Here is an 18,099-nt window from a genome sequence, read left to right on the forward strand (position 1 = left end):
TACCCTCATTCCAACGATGTATTGACATAATCGGGCGTTGATTGGAAGCAAGGAGTGGCTAAACTTTAAAATGTGAAGAATATATCATTTACTATCAACGGGTTTGTTGAATCCGGTATTTTTCACGCCAATTAGGTTATTACCAATCTTCGAGCGATAGTTTTATTGCAACTTTTTATTTTAATATTATCGCTCAAACACTAACCATTATAGGTATTTAAATCTATAGCAATTTATCCTAAATCATTGGATGTATTGGGGTATTAGGTTATATGCCTTTATTATTTCAAATCATCGTATATTTTAACTGAATATGCTCGAAGGAGAATAATAATGGAAATAACAAATTTGATGAATTCACTCCAAGATACGCTGGGGCAGCATCTTCCTAAGGTCGCTGGCGCGCTCGCCATTCTTGTTATCGGTTGGCTAGTGGCTGTTTTGTTTAGAGCCGGTGTCCGCAAAGCTCTTTCACTGCTCAAGCTGAATCAAAAGATAGCTAAAGGCGGCGAGGTCACGATAAATCTTGAATCAGGAATTGCCAAGGGGGTTTACTGGACCATACTACTGATGGTTTTTATCGCCGTGTTCAATGTTCTTGACCTTGAATTGGTCTCGAAACCTTTGGATGCCTTGGTTACCCAAGTCTTTAAATATATTCCACGAATTGTGGCGGGTGGCGTTTTGTTGTTAGTCGCCTGGCTGTTGGCAACGATAGTTCGCATGATGGTTATCAAGGCTTTGGACGCCACTGATCTGGATGAGAGGCTGGGCGTGACCGAAGGCGGCGTTTCGACCAGTAAAAATATCGGTAACGTTGTCTACTGGTTTATTTTCTTACTTTTTCTTCCTGCGATTCTCGGCGCATTTCAACTCGAGGGGTTACTGATTCCCGTGGAAAACATGGTGAATTCGATTTTAGCCATGCTGCCGAATATTATTGCCGCGGGCGTTATCGGATTGATCGGCTGGTTTGTCGCTAAAATACTCCGTGACATCGTTACCAACCTTCTCTCCGCCGCCGGAGCGGACCGTATTGGGGTACGCGTGGGTTTGGAAGAAGGCAAGGGTATATCCCATCTCATAGGCACCGTAGTATTTTTCTTCGTGTTCGTGCCCGCCCTGGTAGCGGCGTTGGATGCCTTGCAAATGCAATCGATATCCGCGCCGGCGACGAATATGCTCAATGTTATCATGCAGGCGATACCGGACATTTTAGCGGCAGTGATGATTTTGGTCATTGCTTTCTATGTCGCGCGGTTTGTCGCGAACCTGGTGACAACGCTGTTGCAGGGGATGAATTTCGATAAGATTCCGTCGGCACTCGGTTTGGAAGAGATGTTTGCCCAAGGTGTCACGCCTTCGGTTCTGATCGGAAGATTGCTGATTTTCTTTACCATGTTGTTTGCGGCGATCGAGGCATCGGATCAACTGGGGATGACTCAAATCGGTGGCTTGATCACTACTTTCGTGGAGTTTGGCGGAAAAATTTTGTTGGGCTCGGTCATTTTGGCGGTAGGATTTTGGCTTGCCAATATCATTTACAAGGTCATCATCAGCGGCGGGCAAGGCAAATTAGCGGCGGGCATCGCAAGATTTGCGATTCTCGGTCTGGTCACGGCAATGGGATTGCATGCCATGGGATTGGCTGACGATATCGTCAACATGGCCTTCGGCTTAACCTTGGGTGCGATCGCCATTGCGGTGGCGCTGTCATTCGGATTGGGCGGCAGAGAAGCTGCAGGCAAGCAAATGGAATATTGGTTCAAACAAATGCGAGGAGAGCCATAGACATTGCTCAGTCCTATAGGTCGGGTTGCGATAGCGTACCCGACTTTTTTTACGCGGAGACAGACTCGATGATTATCAGATTCGTTGGATTACAATAGACGTTCTAAAGCTTAGCAGGTCGAGCAGCGCTTTTTATGCTCGACGTTTGGATGCTTCAATTGGGCGTCGCTCCATCGGAGCATAATCGTACAGGCTGTTCTGAAAATTGTATGATGCCCATGATAGCGGTAACTATCCGGACAATTCACCGCTGCTGGAATACTGCCGGAACTATCGGAAAAAAAGCATTGCCCGACCTGCAATTTCATTGGAAATTTAGGCATCGTTTGGCTTCGATCCTCTGAGCGGGCCGAGGGTTGCAATCCCTGCCAAAACGTTTCAAATTCAAGTGATGCATGACAAACGTTACGGACGGTTTTATAAAACCGTCCGGCGGCGTTCATGATATGAAATAGCTATGCTTTTCAAGATGGTTGCTTTCTTGGTGAATCAGGTATTTCACAAGTTACTGACTTCTTTCGTATATTTCCTGATTTTAGTGGATCATCAGCCGAATTGAGGATAATCACATGCCTATTCCTTCTGGAGAGCCGATGAAACAAACGCCTAAAGCTCTGTTTATTTCCCATGGCGGAGGCCCTCTGCCCTTGCTGGGAGATCCGGCGCATCAAGAAATGGTTTCATGTCTGACAAACATTGCGCTAAGCTTTCCAAAACCCGACGCCCTCGTAGTGGTCAGCGCACACTGGGAAGAAAAAATTCCCACAATCACTTCTGGGCAGAGCCCTTCGTTGATATATGACTACTATGGATTCCCGGTAGAGTCCTACGAAATCCAGTATCCCTGCCTCGGCAAACCCTCCTTGGCTGCCGAAATCCAGAGGTTGCTGGCCACTGCCGGGATTGATTCCAGACTGGATACATCGAGAGGGTTTGATCACGGTGTTTTTGTGCCGCTTAAAATCATGTATCCGGAGGCGAATATCCCGTGTGTTCAATTGTCTCTTGTTGACACACTCGATCCTTCTCTTCACATCGAGATAGGACGTGCGCTCAAGGAGTTGAGTCGGCAGAACGTCTTGGTCATCGGCTCAGGCTTTTCGTTCCATAACCTGAAGGCATTTTTTGCGCCTGACGATGAAGAATCCAAGCGGCTTAATCACTCGTTTGAGGGCTGGTTGGAGAAAGTATGTTCCGGTCGTGAATACCGGGAAGAAGATCGAGCCGAGATGTTGATTCGTTGGGACGTGGCGCCTGGCGCGCGCTTCTGTCATCCGAGGGAAGAGCATCTGTTACCGCTTCACGTTTGTTATGGAGTGGCTCAAAGTCCGAGTTCAGAACAGTTCCGGATCGACATCATGAACAAAGAATCGAGTTTTTATGTGTGGTGAGAGGAGTACCGGCAAGGCGTTACACGTTTTGTCAACGCCGAATCAGAAGAGGCCGAGTCAAATTATTACCGTTAAAAGGGGGCAGTTTCTTTATTATTACTGCTATCTCGCTTTTTTGGGACACCCTCGTACCTGTGATCCCTAAATTAGGAATTGCTGGGATACCTGCGGGGATTAAATAAATCGAAACGTCCATGATAGGATAATTCGTATCAATTAGATCCCGACCTAGGGTTAAGCGGCTCATGCCGCATTCCCGACGCCAAAAAATAATGGAAGCTCGTCAACAACTCGATGAATCAGCAACAAATCAAACAACTCGAAACCGAACTCTGGGCTAGCGCCGACAATCTGCGGGCCAATTCCAAACTGACGGCGGCGGAATACAAAGACCCTGTGCTGGGGCTGATCTTGCTGCGCTATGCGCAAAACCGCTACGAGCAAGCCAAGGTTGCCATTGAAGCCGCCATGCCGGAAACTCCGCGCGGCAAACTAAAGCCAACCAAAGAACACTTCTTGGCGGCGGGAGCCATGCTGGTGCCCGAGCAATCGCAATACGACTATCTGGCCAATCTGCCGGAAGGCGTCGGCATTTGCGAAGCCTTGAATACGGCGATGCGACTGATCGAGGAGGAATACCCCGATCTGGCCGGCATTTTGCCGAAAAATTATCAGGAGCTGGACCCGGATTTACTGCGCGAACTCATTCGGGTATTCAACAAGGATTCGGTCAAAAACCTTAGCGGGGACGTATTCGGCCGCATCTACGAATATTTTTTGATGAAGTTCTCGATGAGCGGGGCCGGCGCGCAGGAAGGCGGCGAATTCTTCACGCCGCCGTCGTTGGTGCAATTGATCGTCAACCTGATTCAACCCGACCACGGGATCATTCACGATCCGGCCTGCGGTTCCGGCGGCATGTTCGTGCAAACCGGCCATTTTATCGAAGAGCACGGCGGCAAAAGCGTCAACGAAACCATCAAATGCTACGGCACCGAGTTAAAGTCCAACAATGCCAAATTGGCGAAAATGAACTTGGCGATCCACGGCATCGAAGGCAAGGTCATCGAAAGCAACAGCTTTTACTCCGACCCGCACGACCTGATCGGCCAATGCGACTTCGTGATGGCCAATCCGCCGTTCAACGTCAACAAGGTCGACAAAGACAAGGACTACGTCAAGACCGACCCTCGCCTGTTTAAAGAGGTCGGTATTCCCAAGGCCGACAACGGCAACTACCTGTGGATACAGTATTTTTACCACTATCTCAACGCCACGGGCCGCGCCGGCTTTGTCATGGCCAGCTCGGCCACCGACGCCGGCAACACCGAAAAAGCCATCCGCCAAAGACTGATAGCAACCGGCGCGGTGGATTGCATCGTTTCGGTGGGCAATAATTTTTTCTATACCCGCTCGCTGCCTTGTCATGTCTGGTTTCTGGATCGCGGCAAACGCGAACAAAACCGCGACAAAATCCTGATGATCGATGCGCGCAACACCTTCCGCAAAGTCACGACCACGATCAACGACTATTCGCCCGGCCAGTTGCTGACCTTTGCCGCGATCATGAACGCCTATCGCGGCGATTCAGATGCAATAAGCAACGCGGTCATGCAACTGCAAGTCCAGGCGATTGCACAAGCCGCTAATCTGATAGAGGCCGTCAACGAGTTACGGCAACAGTGTGCCGGCACCATTTTTAATAATACCGCGCTGAACTTTAAGGCCGCACAGCTTGAATTAGCGCAATGCGTCATTCTGGCTAAGGATGCCGATTACCCCGCTTGCCATGCCCTATTGCAAACCTTTGAAAACCCTGTGCCACGGCTGGCGGCTTTGCTGGAAAACTATAAAACCCAACTGGATACGGCCAAAAAGGCGCTGGATAAAAAAGACAGCGCCGGTAAAAAGCAACTGGATGAGCAAGGCAAACTGCTGCGCGAATTGAACGCCGCGATCAACGCCTACCAAAATCAATATTGCAAAAGCCAGGTCGGCGAACCGTTGCACGATTACAAGCAAGCCTTGAAAGACTGGCATCATTTGACCCAATATTTTCCCGACGGCCGTTATGCCGATGTCGAAGGCTTGTGCAAGATCGTCGATTTGGCGGAGGTTGAGGAAAACGATTACAGCCTGACGCCGGGGCGTTATGTGGGGTATAACATAGAAGTGGATGAGGATTTTGATTATCAAAGCAGATTGAGTAAGATTCGGTCGGAATTAGCTGTGTTGAATCAAGAGGCTAGTGGGTTGATGTCACTCATTCAGGCGACCAATCTATGAAAGCCAAACCCTTGAAGCAAAAGCTTGAAGCATATTGTGAGTTCATTAATGGTGGAGCGTGGAATGAACATGAATATACAGACTCCGGCATTCCAGTACTAAAGGTTTCAAATATTAAAAATCAAGCATTTTCACTTGAAGATATTGATTATTTGTCTATCGAAGGAGCTAAGAAATATGCCAAAAACCTTTTAAACGAATATGATCTTATTGTTGCTACAGTTGGTTCTCATCCTAATTTAATAAATTCTGCTGCCGGCCGAACAATAGCTGTGTCCAAAGCATTGCAAGGATATTTGCTAAACCAGAATGCTGTCTGTATTCGAACCAAGGATAATAAGGTTCTTTATCAACCCTATTTGCGTTATATCGGAGAAACCGGTTTTTTTAGAGCCTACATCCAAGCCAGAGGAAAAGGTGCTGCCAATCAAATGCGGATTGCTATTGGTGAAATAAAAAATTTTCCTATCAGTATGCCGAAGTTGGCTATTCAGAAAAAAATCGCAGCCATCCTGTCCGCCTACGACGACCTGATTGAAAACAACTTAAAACGCATCAAGCTGCTGGAAGAAATGGCGCAAATCACCTACGAAGAATGGTTTGTGCGCCTGAAATTCCCCGGCCACGAAACCACACCGGTGGATTCGGAAACGGGGTTGCCGGAGGGGTGGTTGATGAATAAAGTTGGTAATCTTTTAGCAAAAATAGCAACTACCACAAAAATAAAATCTTCTGAATATTGCACCGAAGGCAAATTTCCCATTATTGATCAGAGCCGAGAATACATTGCTGGTTATACCAACGATGAAGACTCGATAATTGATATAAGGAAGCCAATAATTGTTTTCGGCGACCATACACGAATTTTGAAACTTGTTAATTTCCCTTTTGCAAGAGGTGCAGATGGTACCCAGATTTTGCTGTCGAAAGATGAACGTATGCCACAATACTTGTTCTATTTTTCTTTGTTAGCTATCGACTTGTCTAATTATCATTATGCAAGGCATTTTAAATTTCTAAAAGACTGCGAACTCATACTTCCCGATTTAAATACGGCATTGGCATTTGAAAACTTGGCCGCTAAAAACTTTAGGCTTATTAAAAATCTCAGAAATCAAAACCAACTCCTCAAAGAAGCCCGCAACATCTTGTTACCTCGTCTTATGACCGGCATGATCGATGTCGAGCAGTTGGTTTTACCTGAGTCTTTAGGCGAGTTATCATCAAATCTGACACAAGAGTCACAAGCCGCATGAGCATTTTATTTATCACTTAGTACGGAGATACAGCCATGCTACAAGAACAAATCATGCAGGAATTGCAGGATATTCCTGAGGATAAATTAGCGGAGATTTATGACTTGATTCATTACTTCAGGTTGGGTTTGAAGAAAGAGCCCCCGCAAAGACGCCAACCGGGATTATTGCCCGGAAAACTAGGCGATGCCTTTTTTGAGCCGCTACCTTATGCCGAATTGGACGCATGGGAATGAGCTATCTGATCGATACCCATGTATTGCTGTGGTGGGTATTTAACGATCTCAAGCTTTATGCCGTGAGCCGCGATATTATCAGCGACCCCGCGCATAGAATTTTGGTAAGCAGCGCATCGGCCTGGGAAATTGCGACGAAATATCGTATAGGCATTTACCCGAAGCCGAATCGTTATTGTCTGATTATCAGGGTTTTCTTCGGAAAATGGGCTTTGCGGAATTGGCTATTACGTCGCGTCATGCACTAAAAGCAGGAAGCTTGGCGATTGCGCATCGAGACCCGTTTGATCGAATGTTAATGGCTCAAGCCGAGCTAGAGTCTGTTCCGATCATTACTTATGACAAAGCTTTTTTGATAGGCAATGTACAGGTTATTCCAAGCGTTAAATGATGGTATCAATTGATAGTCTTTATTTAGAGCTCGGAGCCACGCCATTCCCGTATTCCGCTACGCTGCATACGGGCTACGCGCTTTAATAGCAAATAAGAAAGGGCTGGAGCATTATTATCATCGTAGATGAAAATTCGGCCTCGGGGTGCCCGTCAAAGGACGCCGTGAATACGTCCATGTAGGCTCTATGCCAGCTCCATGCTGGCAAAGCCTTTACCGAGCACCCCGAGGCCTCCTCCGGCACTGCCGAAATTTGAAGTGCGGTAAAATCGGTTCACTTGGCGCATAAAACCATTGAAGAAAGCTTTATCCGTAGAGGGGCGTCAGTATGTCGCGGCCTTGAGCCCACGCAAACCAATGCCTTGGGACATGGATTTCTGCAAAAAGCCGCTGACTGTACTTCAACCTGGGCAAAGAGGTATAAAAGACTCTTGCCATCATCCACTAGTGATGATCTTTAAGTTTTGAATGTGAAATTGACGGGAAGAACAATACAAATGATAATGTGTAACCGTTTTTTAGTTACAAAAAGAACTTTCTAGTCTAAAGTTATGTCGAAACAGCAGAAAGCGCTAGAAAGATTGACCACACAACCCACTCCTGCCGACATCACATGGGGTGAGTTAAAAAAGGTTCTAGAAGGATTTGGCTATAAAGAACTAAAAAACGATGGGTCAAGACGAAAGTTTTTTAACAAAGAATTAGAAGCGGTGATCAATCTTCACAAGCCACATCCAGGCAACATTGTTAAAAAGATCTACATTGGACAAGTCATTGACCACCTAACATCAAAGGGGCTGATAGATAAGAAATGAAAACACTAAAGTACAAAGATTACGAAGGAACTTGCGAAATCGATGCCGAGGAAGAAATTTGTTACGGAAAGTTGTTGTTTATTGATGATCTAATTACCTACGAAGCCGAGACACCAAAACAGTTGAGGCAAGAGTTTGAAGCGGCGGTGGACGACTATATTGAAACCTGTGCAGAGCTTGGGATCGAAGCTAAAAAGCCTTTGAAGGGACAATTCAATGTCAGGGTTACGCCGGAATTGCATAAAGAGGCCATTCTAAGATCCTACAATGACGACGTATCTTTGAATGAAATTGTTAAACGTGCATTAGAGGCTTATCTGCACGCAAGCCATGATGTGACCAACCACTTCAATATATCGATAGCCGGCCAACAAAACCCAGTGATCAACTCGATTCCATCTTCGGAACCCCAGTGGTTTAACATGCCTATCAAGCCTGCCGATGCTCCTTATGCAAGACACTAACGAAATTATTCAATCACCAAAGGCTGTAGCTCCCGTTTTGTCGCTCCGCGACTTAACGGAATTATTAATTAAACATTATGGAATTCACGAAGGAAAATACGATTTATTGATGGAATTCCAGATTGGGACCGGTATGTTTGGTCCTACGCCTGAGGCTACGTTACCGAGTGCCTTAGTAGGGATTTCTAAAATTGGTCTGATGCCTACCCGCGTTGAATCAGCTACAACCGTCGATGCGGCTATCGTTAATCCTGGTAAGCCGAAAAAAACGAGGAAGAAAAAGGTCGAAGATTAAGCGTTTTAAAGATGGTTAACCCAATCAACTCCGCTCCGTATCTGCTATACCTTTCGCACTTCAAATTTCGGCAGTGCCTTAGGAGGCACCGGGGTGTTCGGCCCCTCACCTAGCGTTAGGTGAGGGGCCAGCATGGAGCTGGCATAGAGCCTACATGGATGTATTCACGGCGTCCTTTGACGGGCACCCCGGTGCCGAATTTTGATCTCCGATGGGTATAAATGGGCCATGCTACCGCGCAACCTGTTCCGGATTTTCCCAGCTAATGGCTAATACTGATACAACCTTAGAGCATTCGGTCATTGCAGTTTTATTTAACTGTAATTCGGAAATTCGGCAATAGTTATTAAAAATCAGATACTTGCTATTTATCTATTAAAGTCGGAAATTAAGGCGGCGAAATAGCCTTAAAACTCATCGCTTAACACAATTAACCAAGACTCAAAAAATTTAGCTAATCTTATATTTTTTAAAGAGATAACTATTTTCAGCAATGAGCTACGAATATTCGGAAGACGGCCTGATTGAAGCCGCGACACAAGAGGTGCTGGAGGATCTAGGCTGGACGGTGGTTACGGCCTGGCAAAATGAGTCTTTGGCAACTCAAGCCGACCGTAGCGACGGTTTGCTGGGGCGGCTGAATAAATCCGAAGTGATTCTGGAGCGCTATCTGTTACAGGCGCTACGAACATCGAATCCCGATGTGCCGGAAGCCGCTTATCAACAAGCGGTGAATGTGCTGAAGGAATCAGCGGCGGACAAGCATCCGGCAGCGATTAATAAGGATAAACATGATCTGCTGGTCAAAGGCGTTCCTATCAGTTATCAGGACGATAAAGGGGTATTGCAGAAAAAATGCTTGAAAGTCTTTGATTTTGACAACCCGGCGAACAATCATTTTTCTAGCCGTCAGGCAATTTGAGGTAGTGGGTAAATTGTATAACCGCCGCCCCGATGTCGTGGGGTTTGTGAACGGCATTCCTCTGGTGTTTTTTGAGTTGAAAGCCCATCACACCGATTTGCGCCATGCATTTGACAATAATCTCTCCGACTATAAAGACACCATCCCCGAAATCCTGCATTGTAACGCGTTTATCATTCTGAGTAATGGCGCCGATAGCCGGGTCGGTACGCTGACCAGTCCGTATAAGTTTTTTATGGAATGGAAGCGCATCGAGGAGGACGACGAAGGCGTGGTGAGTCTCGATACGTTGTTGCGCGGCACTTGTGCGCCGCATCGCTTGCTGGATTTGGTCGAGAATTTTTTATTGTTCGATGGCGAAGGGTCCGAAGTCACCAAGATCATGGCCAAAAACCATCAGTTCATCGGCGTCAACAAGGTCATCGATCGATCGGCCCATATTGAAGCGCTAAAAGGCAAGTTGGGCGTGTTTTGGCATACTCAGGGTTCCGGCAAGTCCTATTCGATGGTGTTTCTGTGTCAAAAAATTCTGCGTAAGTTGGGCGGCAGTTATACGTTTTTGTTGGTTGTCGATAGAACCGAGCTTGAAAATCAGCTTTACGACACCTTCAGTAGCGTGGGCGCGGTCACCGAGGATAATGTACGCGCCAAGAGCCGCGACCATTTGCGTGATTTATTGACTGAAAATCATCGTTACGTGTTCACGTTGATTCACAAGTTCTCGATCGATCCCAAGAAGGAAACGGACTACCCTCTGATTACCGATCGCCCCAATATCATTGTGATTTCCGACGAGGCGCACCGGACTCAAGGCGGCGCTTTTGCCGGCAATATGCGTTTCAAAGGAATTCCCAATGCCTCTTATCTGGGCTTTACCGGTACGCCGATCATTAAAAACGAACTGGAACTGACCCGGAATATTTTCGGCGAGTATGTTTCGGTGTATGACTTTAAGCGGGCGATCGTCGATGGCGCAACGCTACCGCTGCGTTATTTGAATCGCGGCGAAAAGCTGGGTATCGAAAACCCCGATCTGGACGAACGCATGTCCGATATCATCGATGATGCCGAGTTGAATGACGATCAGCGGCGAAAACTGGAACGGGAGTTTAAACGGGATTATCCGATTTTAACGTCCGAGCGTCGATTGGATGCGATCGCCAGGGATTTGGTATGGCATTTCAATGACCGCGGCTATCAAGGTAAAGCGATGTTTGTGGCGTTGGATAAACCGACTGCCGTGCGGATGTACGACTTGGTTATGAAATATTGGCCGGAATATGTCGCCGAACTGAAACAGCGCATTGCCGATGCCGACGATCAGCAAGAAGAGCTGAAACTCAAGCATCATTTGAAACGGGTTGAAGCGACCGAAGTGTGCGTGGTGGTTAGCCCCGAACAAAATGAAGTTCGGAAATTCGCCGAATTGGGCCTGGATATCGAGCCGCACCGCAAAAAAATGGTCGAGCGCGATTTGGAAACCGAATTCAAGGATGACGATAATCCTTTTCGATTAGTGATCGTTTGCGCGATGTGGATTACCGGGTTTGATGTGCCGAGTGTCTCAACGGTGTATCTGGACAAGCCGATCAAAGGGCATACGCTGATGCAAACCATCACGCGCGCCAATCGAGTCTATGACGATGAAAAGGAAAACGGTTTGATTGTCGATTACGGCAATGTATACAAACAACTGGAAAAAGCCTATTCGGTCTATGGCGAGGGCGGCGATAGGGGTAAACACAAAAACGGCGATGAGGAAGTCCGGCCTGTGGAAAAGCTGGTGGCAATGGCCGACGAGTTGGCCGATGCCATTTTGACGGTACGTCAATTCTTGCAGAACGCAGCGTTCGACTTGGATAAATTGTTGCTTGCCGGAACCGCCATGGAGAGGTTGAGCCAATTAAAACAAGCAACCAATGCCGTGTGTTTGAATGCAACCACGCGGACTCAATTCGAGGTTGCGGCGCGCGATGTTTTCAGAAAATACAAGGCGTTGTACCCGGAACCCGAAGTCAAACCTTTTGTTCAGGCTTTTAACGCGATTGAAGCGATCTATCAGCAGTTGAATCAGAAAACCAAGCTGGCCGATATTTCCGATGTCATCCGCAGGCTGCAACAGGAAGTCGATATTAGCGTCAACGTTCGAGACAACGAAATCCGCGATAACGATTTTGTCGATTTGAGCCGCTTGGATTTCGATAAGCTTCGGTCGGCGTTTGCCAAATCGAAGCAAAAAAATGCGGTGGTGTTCGATCTGCAAGCAGCGATTCAAAAAAAACTGGAACAAATGGTTCAGCAGAATCCGCTTCGTCTGGAGTTTTACGAAAAATATAAAGCCATCATTACCGAATATAACCAAGGCAAGGACATTCAAGCCGTTCAAAAAGCATTCGACGATCTAAATGATTTCATGCAAAACGGGCTGATTCCGGAAACGGAAAGAGCGATACGCGAGGGTTTGGATGAAGAAACTTTGGCGATTTTCGATTTACTGAAAAAGCCTGAGTTGACCGGAGCGGAAGAGCAAAAAGTCAAAGAAGTCGCCAAAACGACGTTGGCGACCTTGAAAGCGGAAAAATTAAAAATCGAGCGTTGGCGCGAAAGCACTCAAGTCGCCGCGCAAGTAAAAACCCTGATCGATCACAGTCTACAGTGGTTGCCGCAAGAGACTTACCCGGATGAGGAAGTGGATATGAAAAGTTTACTGGTTTATCAGCATATTTACGCTAATTATCAAGGTGCGGGCGAGAGTCGCTACGGCCATTTTTAAGGAATCCCAAGCGGCTTCGTACCGAAGTCGCAGTACAGTTTCGTTTTACGACGGTTTGCCGTCAATACGCCATTGCGTTTGATCGCGGCTCGGCAAGTGCCGGTCTCGATCGTAAGGAGGTTCTTCATGCGGAGGCATGATATCTTCCGGCCAATCTTGCGCCCAGCGGTGTCGTTCTTCTTCATCCGCATAATAACGCAGGTATAGCTCAATATCCGTTTCGCTGCCGCTGCCCAATATGTCGATATGAAAGGCCGAGTCGTTGTCTAACGGCATGACCGGACCTTCCTCGCGCAACACGTCATGCCAAAGTATTTCGTAGAGTTCGCGGTCGTTAAGGTGATCCGTGCTGTAAAGAAACATGCGCAGCATCGCTAAACCATTAATGACCTCCCACAATTTGGCGCTGAGTTGCGTATCGTCCAACTCTTCCGGGTTCGGTAAGGTCATGCCGCATTGCAACAATAAGTCGAAGGTCGCTACCCATTTCGTATCCTCGTACGCATCGATATAGCCCATAAACTTCTTATTCAAGGCTTCGGACCACTCGTCCATTTCACCGGATATGAACCCTTCATTGATGAATTCATCGGCCCGGCGTTGCAAATCCTGCCGCGTTTCTTGATTTTCGTCGTTTTTTTGCTTCTTCGCGGTTTTTTTAGGCATCGCGGTCTCCTTAAAATAAATCGGTCAAAAATGTTTTCATGACGCGGATGTGTTTCGCCATGTCTCTTGTTTCATTATTTCAGCAGAAACTTATGCCGTGACATTATGTATGCCCCTCTTCAGGTTATGCAACCTTGCGGCATTTGCCAACTTTACTCCCTTTATAATCAAAAATTAGTTAATTTTATAAGGGTATGGGGGGTGGCTAGCGAGGATGTCGGCAGCAGGGCAGATTTTTGCCGTCAAGCCCCCATGGAAGTGTTTACCCAGCACCTAAATTCCATAGTCCATTGGCTATGGTTAACTATCTGGAATAATTTAGGTGCTGGGTGAACGGCGGTCCTCGATAGACGCATCCCATACCTTATATTTTTAGACGGTTTTTCAATCAAAAAGAAATAGTATGCATTTCCAGGCTGGATCAGTGGGAACGAAGAATTTATATCCGTCGTAGATCAAAATTCGGCGCCTGAGTGTCCGCTAAAGGACTATGGAATTTAGGTGCTAGGTTTACAGCGTCCTTTGACGGGCCCCCGGCTCCGAATTTTGATCTACGGGTATAACGACAATAGTATCCGAGATTTAAGACTCGCTTTATCAATCCAAGCCGATTTGATAGACCACTTCTTCCGGATCGCTGAGCTTACCGTTGATCGCATCGACTTCAACTTCAAGCAGCTTGCCGTCGGCGGTTTTGATATCGAACTCATAGGCAACGCCGTCGTCCGCTTCTATTTCGTATTCGATTTTCATGAGGCTGCCCGGATATTTATCCAAAGCCGTTTTTAATGCCGCATCCAATCTGACTTTAGCCTTAGAAGTAAATTCCGGATCGTGGACCGCGACTTCGCGCTCGGTTTCGATTATTTTACCGCTTGCGGCATCGCATTCGACTTCCCAGTGCTTACCGTCCTTGCCGTGAATATCCAATTCATATTGAGGCTTACCATCTTCGATTTCGGCCCTCATCGTGATTATATCGCCAGGATGGGCATTGAGCGCCGATTTCACGCAACTATCGATAGGTCCTTTGTGATGTTCGAATTGCGCATAAGCGGCTGGAGCAACGAACAACGGTGCCAGCAACGCAATTATCATTTTCTTGTTCATAATCATTCTCCTTGCTATATGATCGAGTTCTATAAACATACAGAACTTCAACTCGATTATAGTCCTCGTCTATCTGACTCTACAATAGTTCCAGAGTTGTTTTTTGAACTTAAACTTGATATCGCTTGCGTCACTGAATACACTAAATAAATCAATGCGGATCAATTAATAAAAAAAGACTATAATTGTTTGTTTTGTTTTAATCGAGGATAAAAAAATGGCCCAAAACTGGATAGCTCCTTCCATTCTCTCTGCCGATTTCGCCCGCTTAGGCGAAGAAGTCGATAACGTTTTAGCGGCCGGTGCCGATGTTGTCCATTTTGATGTCATGGACAATCATTTCGTACCCAATTTAACGATCGGCCCATTGGTTTGCGAAGCATTAAGAAATCATGGCGTTACCGCTCCGATCGACGTGCATTTGATGATCGATCCGGTCGATCGAATCATCCCGGACTTCGCTAAAGCCGGCGCCAGCTATATTACCTTCCATCCTGAGGCTTCGGTTCATCTGGATAGAACCTTGCAATTGATCAAAGACCAAGGTTGTAAAGCCGGCTTGGTATTCAACCCGTCGACTTCGCTGCATTATCTGGATCATGTGATGGATAAACTCGACATGATTTTATTGATGTCGGTCAACCCGGGCTTCGGCGGACAATCGTTTCTGCCGTCGGCATTAACCAAACTGCGCGATGCAAGAAAACGAATCGATGAAAGTGGCTTCGATATTCGTTTGGAAATCGACGGCGGCGTCAAAGTCGACAATATCCGTGATATCAAAGCGGCAGGCGCCGATACCTTCGTTGCCGGTTCGGCGATTTTTGGCAAACCGGACTACAAAGCAGTCATCGATCAATTGCGCGCCGAAATTGCAAAAGCCGAGTAAAAACGACTTTTTCTATACCAATCGTCGTAGATCAAAATTCGGCGCCGGGGCACTACCGAAATTTGAAGTGCGAAAGGTATCTGCCCCTACTCAAGCCAAGCGCGGCAAGATTTAATTTACTCTTGTCGCGCTTGTACCCAGTAAATCTGATTGGCTTCCAACGGCAAATTGCAATCCGGATTGCTAGGTCTAATTCTCGGCGTATAATCGCTTATCGGCCTGGTTTTCGGTATCGTCGCACTGTAGATATAACCGTTTATCGCGCCAGCCAACACTTGTTCTATCGCCATCGAATGAATCTCAAATCGCCCTTCGCCTGAAGATTCCGCGAATAATTCCACACAAACATCTTCCTCGCTAAGCTCCCCAAGATAAACCTGCATACTGAACGCATAGTCGTTCTCCCGGGTTTCCGCCGCCACATTATCGACGTGGATTTTAGCCCAGAGATCATCGATGCGTTTCAACCATTCGACCAGCTGCTTACCCGGCTGCATATTTCCGTCCAACCTTTTGCAATAGCTTTCGGCTAGAGGTAAATAAAACTTGGACGTATACTCCCTGACCATGCGATTGGCCGAAAAATAAGGCGTCAGCGTCGCCATGCTTTCCCGCATGATAGCTAACCAGCGGCGCGGCAAGCCCTGTTGATCGCGCTCATAAAACATCGGCACAATTTCCTGTTCGAGCAGGCGGTAAAGTATCTCGGCTTGTTCATGATCGGCTTGCTCGACCTCTTGCCCGTTCAATGACCAGCCGACTTCGGGGCGATACGCTTCCGCCCACCAGCCGTCGAGTTCGGATAGATTCAAGCCGCCGTTAACCAGAATTTTCATGCCGCTGGTCCCGCAAGCCTCCCAAGGACGTCTTGGCGTGTTGATCCAAAGGTCGACCCCTTGAACCAAATATTCGGCGGTAATCATGTCGTAGTCGCTTAAAAAAATGGCTCGCTCCCTGATTTCAGGACGGCGGATAAATTCATGCCAAGCGCGGATCAAGACTTGCCCGGGCAAATCGGCCGGATGGGCTTTGCCCGAGATAACCAATTGCACCGGCCGAACGGGATTGGTTAGTATCGCGGCCAAACGATCGGGGTCTGTCAATAGCAGGTTAGGGCGCTTATAGGTTGCAAATCGCCGGGCAAAGCCGATAATCATGACATTAGGGTCGAACAAGCGTAGCACTTGATCTTTGCGCTCGGTTTTCGAGATATTGCCTTGAACATCGAGTTCTCGACTGTACTCATCCCGGACGAACTCGACCAAGCATTTCCGGTTTTGCGCACGCAGATTCCATAACCGCTCATCCGTGACCCGCTGGAATTGTTCCGGCAAATCGCCGTATTCGCATACCCAACGATTTTTACCGCACAAATCGGTCCATAGTTCGTCGGCTTCCTGCGAATCCCATGCAGGAACATAGACGCCATTGGTGATATGGTCGATCGGTGTTTCTTCCGTCGGCCAATTCGGAAACAAGGGGCTGAAAATACGTCGACTGACCTCGCCATGCAAGCGGCTCACGCCATTAACCGCAGCGCTGCCGTGAATAGCCAGATAGGCCATGTTGAACGATTTATCGTAGGTTTTTAAATCCGGATTGCGGCCGAGATTTAATAAAGTTTCGATATCAATATCGAGTTTTTGCGCATAATTGCCGAGCCGTTTCCCAATCAATTCCGGACTGAAACGGTCGAAGCCGGCTTCAACCGGCGTATGCGTGGTAAACAGATTACCGGCGCGCGTGATGGTCAGCGCGGTTTTAAAGTCCAGCCCGGTTTCTTTCATTAAATCGCGGGCTCTCTCCAGTACTAAAAATGCCGCGTGTCCCTCATTCAAATGGCAAACTTCAGGCTTAATACCTAAAGCCCTCAACACTCGCCAGCCACCGATGCCCAATAAAATTTCTTGTGCCAAACGGATTTCGAGCCCGCCGCCGTACAACTCGCTGGTAATGCAACGATCGACCGGATGATTGACCGGATCGTTACTGTCCAGTAGATAAAGCGTAATTCGACCGATTTGCGCTTGCCACACCCTAATCCACAATTTAGACGGCGTATTGAGTTTTATCCGCAACCATTCGCCGTTATCCTTGCGAACCGGACAAATCGGTAAATCACCGGTATCGGCATTAGGATATAGCGCGATTTGATTGCCGTCATCGTCGAAAGCTTGACGAAAATAGCCGTTTTGATACAACAAACCAACACCCACGAGGGGAATGCCCAAATCATTGGCGGCCTTTAAATGATCGCCGGCCAATAAACCCAGGCCGCCGGAATAAATGGGCAAAGCTTCGCTAAGGCCAAACTCCATACTGAAATAGGCGATTTGCGTTAGCTTGGCGTTTTGTTCGAGTTCGCTCTGGAACCAACGAGATTCGGCCCGCGAGGCGCGATGCTCTGCCACGATGCTCTGCAGTTTTTGGCAAAATTGTTCATTATTGGCAAGCTCCTGCAACAAACTCGCCGAACAGGCTTGCAACACTAGCCATGGATTACGGGATTGCTCCCATAAGGAGCTATTCAATCGATGCCATATTTCGTCGGCCCGGTGACTCCAGGAAAAATTACAATCCAAGGCCAATTCGGATAAGCCATCCAGTTTTTGACTCAATTCGGGCGTAAAAAAACGAGGTGCGGTCATCAGCCTTCTCCTGTAAAAATACGACTATGCCCTTAGCAAACCGAGTTTCGTAATGCGATGAGCATAAAGTAGCGGCACAATTTTTCTATTTTCGCTTTGAATTATGACAGCATTGAGGCCTCTCTATTCCTATCAAACTTCAACTTTCATCGTTGATTCGAGGGGG

Annotated in this window: 16 protein-coding genes; 13 read left to right on the forward strand and 3 right to left on the reverse strand. The window is 47.3% G+C overall.

From position 1 onward, the window contains the following. Window positions 1–333 precede the first annotated feature (333 nt). The 12 genes from ACINK7_RS22245 (at window position 334) to ACINK7_RS22300 (ending at window position 12,620) form a co-directional block, all read left to right on the forward strand. The gene (locus ACINK7_RS22245; RefSeq protein ID WP_404358812.1) at window positions 334–1,791 is read left to right on the forward strand and encodes a mechanosensitive ion channel; all 1,458 of its coding nucleotides are present in this window, start codon (window positions 334–336) and stop codon (window positions 1,789–1,791) included. Window positions 1,792–2,360: 569 nt separating this feature from the next. Continuing rightward, window positions 2,361–3,182, forward strand: a complete 822-nt coding sequence (locus tag ACINK7_RS22250) for a DODA-type extradiol aromatic ring-opening family dioxygenase (protein ID WP_404358814.1) — start codon at window positions 2,361–2,363, stop codon at window positions 3,180–3,182. 294 nt (window positions 3,183–3,476) lie between these two features. Beyond that, window positions 3,477–5,468 carry an N-6 DNA methylase gene (locus ACINK7_RS22255; RefSeq protein ID WP_404358816.1) on the forward strand — a complete coding sequence of 664 codons (1,992 nt, stop codon included), beginning with the start codon at window positions 3,477–3,479 and terminating at the stop codon, window positions 5,466–5,468. Further along, window positions 5,465–6,724 (forward strand): restriction endonuclease subunit S, encoded by a 1,260-nt coding sequence (locus ACINK7_RS22260; RefSeq protein ID WP_404358817.1) that lies wholly within the window; start codon window positions 5,465–5,467, stop codon window positions 6,722–6,724. Before ACINK7_RS22255 ends, ACINK7_RS22260 begins: the two co-directional genes overlap by 4 nt. A gap of 35 nt (window positions 6,725–6,759) precedes the next feature. Then, window positions 6,760–6,960, forward strand: a complete 201-nt coding sequence (locus ACINK7_RS22265; RefSeq protein ID WP_404358818.1) for a hypothetical protein — start codon at window positions 6,760–6,762, stop codon at window positions 6,958–6,960. Continuing rightward, window positions 6,957–7,208: a type II toxin-antitoxin system VapC family toxin gene (locus ACINK7_RS22270; protein WP_404358820.1), complete on the forward strand. Its 252-nt coding sequence runs from the start codon at window positions 6,957–6,959 to the stop codon at window positions 7,206–7,208. The genes ACINK7_RS22265 and ACINK7_RS22270 overlap by 4 nt, the downstream gene beginning before the upstream one ends. After that, window positions 7,166–7,351 carry a type II toxin-antitoxin system VapC family toxin gene (locus ACINK7_RS22275; RefSeq protein WP_404358822.1) on the forward strand — a complete coding sequence of 62 codons (186 nt, stop codon included), beginning with the start codon at window positions 7,166–7,168 and terminating at the stop codon, window positions 7,349–7,351. Before ACINK7_RS22270 ends, ACINK7_RS22275 begins: the two co-directional genes overlap by 43 nt. A 551-nt stretch (window positions 7,352–7,902) precedes the next feature. Then, the gene (locus ACINK7_RS22280; RefSeq protein WP_404358824.1) at window positions 7,903–8,166 is read left to right on the forward strand and encodes a type II toxin-antitoxin system HicA family toxin; all 264 of its coding nucleotides are present in this window, start codon (window positions 7,903–7,905) and stop codon (window positions 8,164–8,166) included. After that, entirely contained in the window at window positions 8,163–8,630 is a 468-nt protein-coding gene (locus ACINK7_RS22285) for a type II toxin-antitoxin system HicB family antitoxin (protein ID WP_404358826.1), read from the forward strand. Before ACINK7_RS22280 ends, ACINK7_RS22285 begins: the two co-directional genes overlap by 4 nt. Continuing rightward, window positions 8,617–8,925, forward strand: coding sequence for a hypothetical protein (locus ACINK7_RS22290; protein WP_404358828.1), 309 nt, complete (start codon window positions 8,617–8,619; stop codon window positions 8,923–8,925). Before ACINK7_RS22285 ends, ACINK7_RS22290 begins: the two co-directional genes overlap by 14 nt. A 493-nt stretch (window positions 8,926–9,418) precedes the next feature. After that, entirely contained in the window at window positions 9,419–9,847 is a 429-nt protein-coding gene (locus tag ACINK7_RS22295; RefSeq protein ID WP_404358830.1) for a type I restriction endonuclease, read from the forward strand. A 4-nt stretch (window positions 9,848–9,851) separates the two neighbouring features. Beyond that, window positions 9,852–12,620, forward strand: coding sequence for a type I restriction endonuclease subunit R (locus ACINK7_RS22300; protein WP_404358832.1), 2,769 nt, complete (start codon window positions 9,852–9,854; stop codon window positions 12,618–12,620). Window positions 12,621–12,665: 45 nt separating this feature from the next. Here the strand turns inward: ACINK7_RS22300 and ACINK7_RS22305 are convergent, their stop codons facing one another. Then, entirely contained in the window at window positions 12,666–13,286 is a 621-nt protein-coding gene (locus ACINK7_RS22305) for a hypothetical protein (protein ID WP_404358834.1), read from the reverse strand. 597 nt (window positions 13,287–13,883) lie between these two features. Then, window positions 13,884–14,396 carry a PepSY domain-containing protein gene (locus ACINK7_RS22310; protein ID WP_404358836.1) on the reverse strand — a complete coding sequence of 171 codons (513 nt, stop codon included), beginning with the start codon at window positions 14,394–14,396 and terminating at the stop codon, window positions 13,884–13,886. Window positions 14,397–14,613: 217 nt separating this feature from the next. Here ACINK7_RS22310 and rpe point away from each other — a divergent pair, with 217 nt between their 5' ends. Next, window positions 14,614–15,285, forward strand: coding sequence for a ribulose-phosphate 3-epimerase (gene rpe / locus ACINK7_RS22315; protein WP_404358837.1), 672 nt, complete (start codon window positions 14,614–14,616; stop codon window positions 15,283–15,285). Between the two features lie 116 nt (window positions 15,286–15,401). Here the strand turns inward: rpe and glgP are convergent, their stop codons facing one another. After that, window positions 15,402–17,933: an alpha-glucan family phosphorylase gene (glgP, locus tag ACINK7_RS22320; RefSeq protein WP_404358839.1), complete on the reverse strand. Its 2,532-nt coding sequence runs from the start codon at window positions 17,931–17,933 to the stop codon at window positions 15,402–15,404. Window positions 17,934–18,099 lie beyond the last annotated feature (166 nt).

It is taken from the genome of Methylotuvimicrobium sp. KM1 (genome assembly GCF_044788715.1).
Lineage (GTDB): Bacteria > Pseudomonadota > Gammaproteobacteria > Methylococcales > Methylomonadaceae > Methylotuvimicrobium.

Excerpts from the sequence above, each read along its gene's own strand:
- ACINK7_RS22245 (WP_404358812.1), top strand. The coding sequence starts at position 334 with ATGGAAATAACAAATTTGATGAATTCACTCCAAGATACGCTGGGGCAG.
- ACINK7_RS22250 (WP_404358814.1), top strand. The coding sequence starts at position 2,361 with ATGCCTATTCCTTCTGGAGAGCCGATGAAACAAACGCCTAAAGCTCTG.
- ACINK7_RS22255 (WP_404358816.1), top strand. The coding sequence starts at position 3,477 with ATGAATCAGCAACAAATCAAACAACTCGAAACCGAACTCTGGGCTAGC.
- ACINK7_RS22260 (WP_404358817.1), top strand. The coding sequence starts at position 5,465 with ATGAAAGCCAAACCCTTGAAGCAAAAGCTTGAAGCATATTGTGAGTTC.
- ACINK7_RS22265 (WP_404358818.1), top strand. The coding sequence starts at position 6,760 with ATGCTACAAGAACAAATCATGCAGGAATTGCAGGATATTCCTGAGGAT.
- ACINK7_RS22270 (WP_404358820.1), top strand. The coding sequence starts at position 6,957 with ATGAGCTATCTGATCGATACCCATGTATTGCTGTGGTGGGTATTTAAC.
- ACINK7_RS22275 (WP_404358822.1), top strand. The coding sequence starts at position 7,166 with ATGGGCTTTGCGGAATTGGCTATTACGTCGCGTCATGCACTAAAAGCA.
- ACINK7_RS22280 (WP_404358824.1), top strand. The coding sequence starts at position 7,903 with ATGTCGAAACAGCAGAAAGCGCTAGAAAGATTGACCACACAACCCACT.
- ACINK7_RS22285 (WP_404358826.1), top strand. The coding sequence starts at position 8,163 with ATGAAAACACTAAAGTACAAAGATTACGAAGGAACTTGCGAAATCGAT.
- ACINK7_RS22290 (WP_404358828.1), top strand. The coding sequence starts at position 8,617 with ATGCAAGACACTAACGAAATTATTCAATCACCAAAGGCTGTAGCTCCC.
- ACINK7_RS22295 (WP_404358830.1), top strand. The coding sequence starts at position 9,419 with ATGAGCTACGAATATTCGGAAGACGGCCTGATTGAAGCCGCGACACAA.
- ACINK7_RS22305 (WP_404358834.1), bottom strand. The coding sequence starts at position 13,286 with ATGCCTAAAAAAACCGCGAAGAAGCAAAAAAACGACGAAAATCAAGAA.
- ACINK7_RS22310 (WP_404358836.1), bottom strand. The coding sequence starts at position 14,396 with ATGAACAAGAAAATGATAATTGCGTTGCTGGCACCGTTGTTCGTTGCT.
- rpe (WP_404358837.1), top strand. The coding sequence starts at position 14,614 with ATGGCCCAAAACTGGATAGCTCCTTCCATTCTCTCTGCCGATTTCGCC.
- glgP (WP_404358839.1), bottom strand. The coding sequence starts at position 17,933 with ATGACCGCACCTCGTTTTTTTACGCCCGAATTGAGTCAAAAACTGGAT.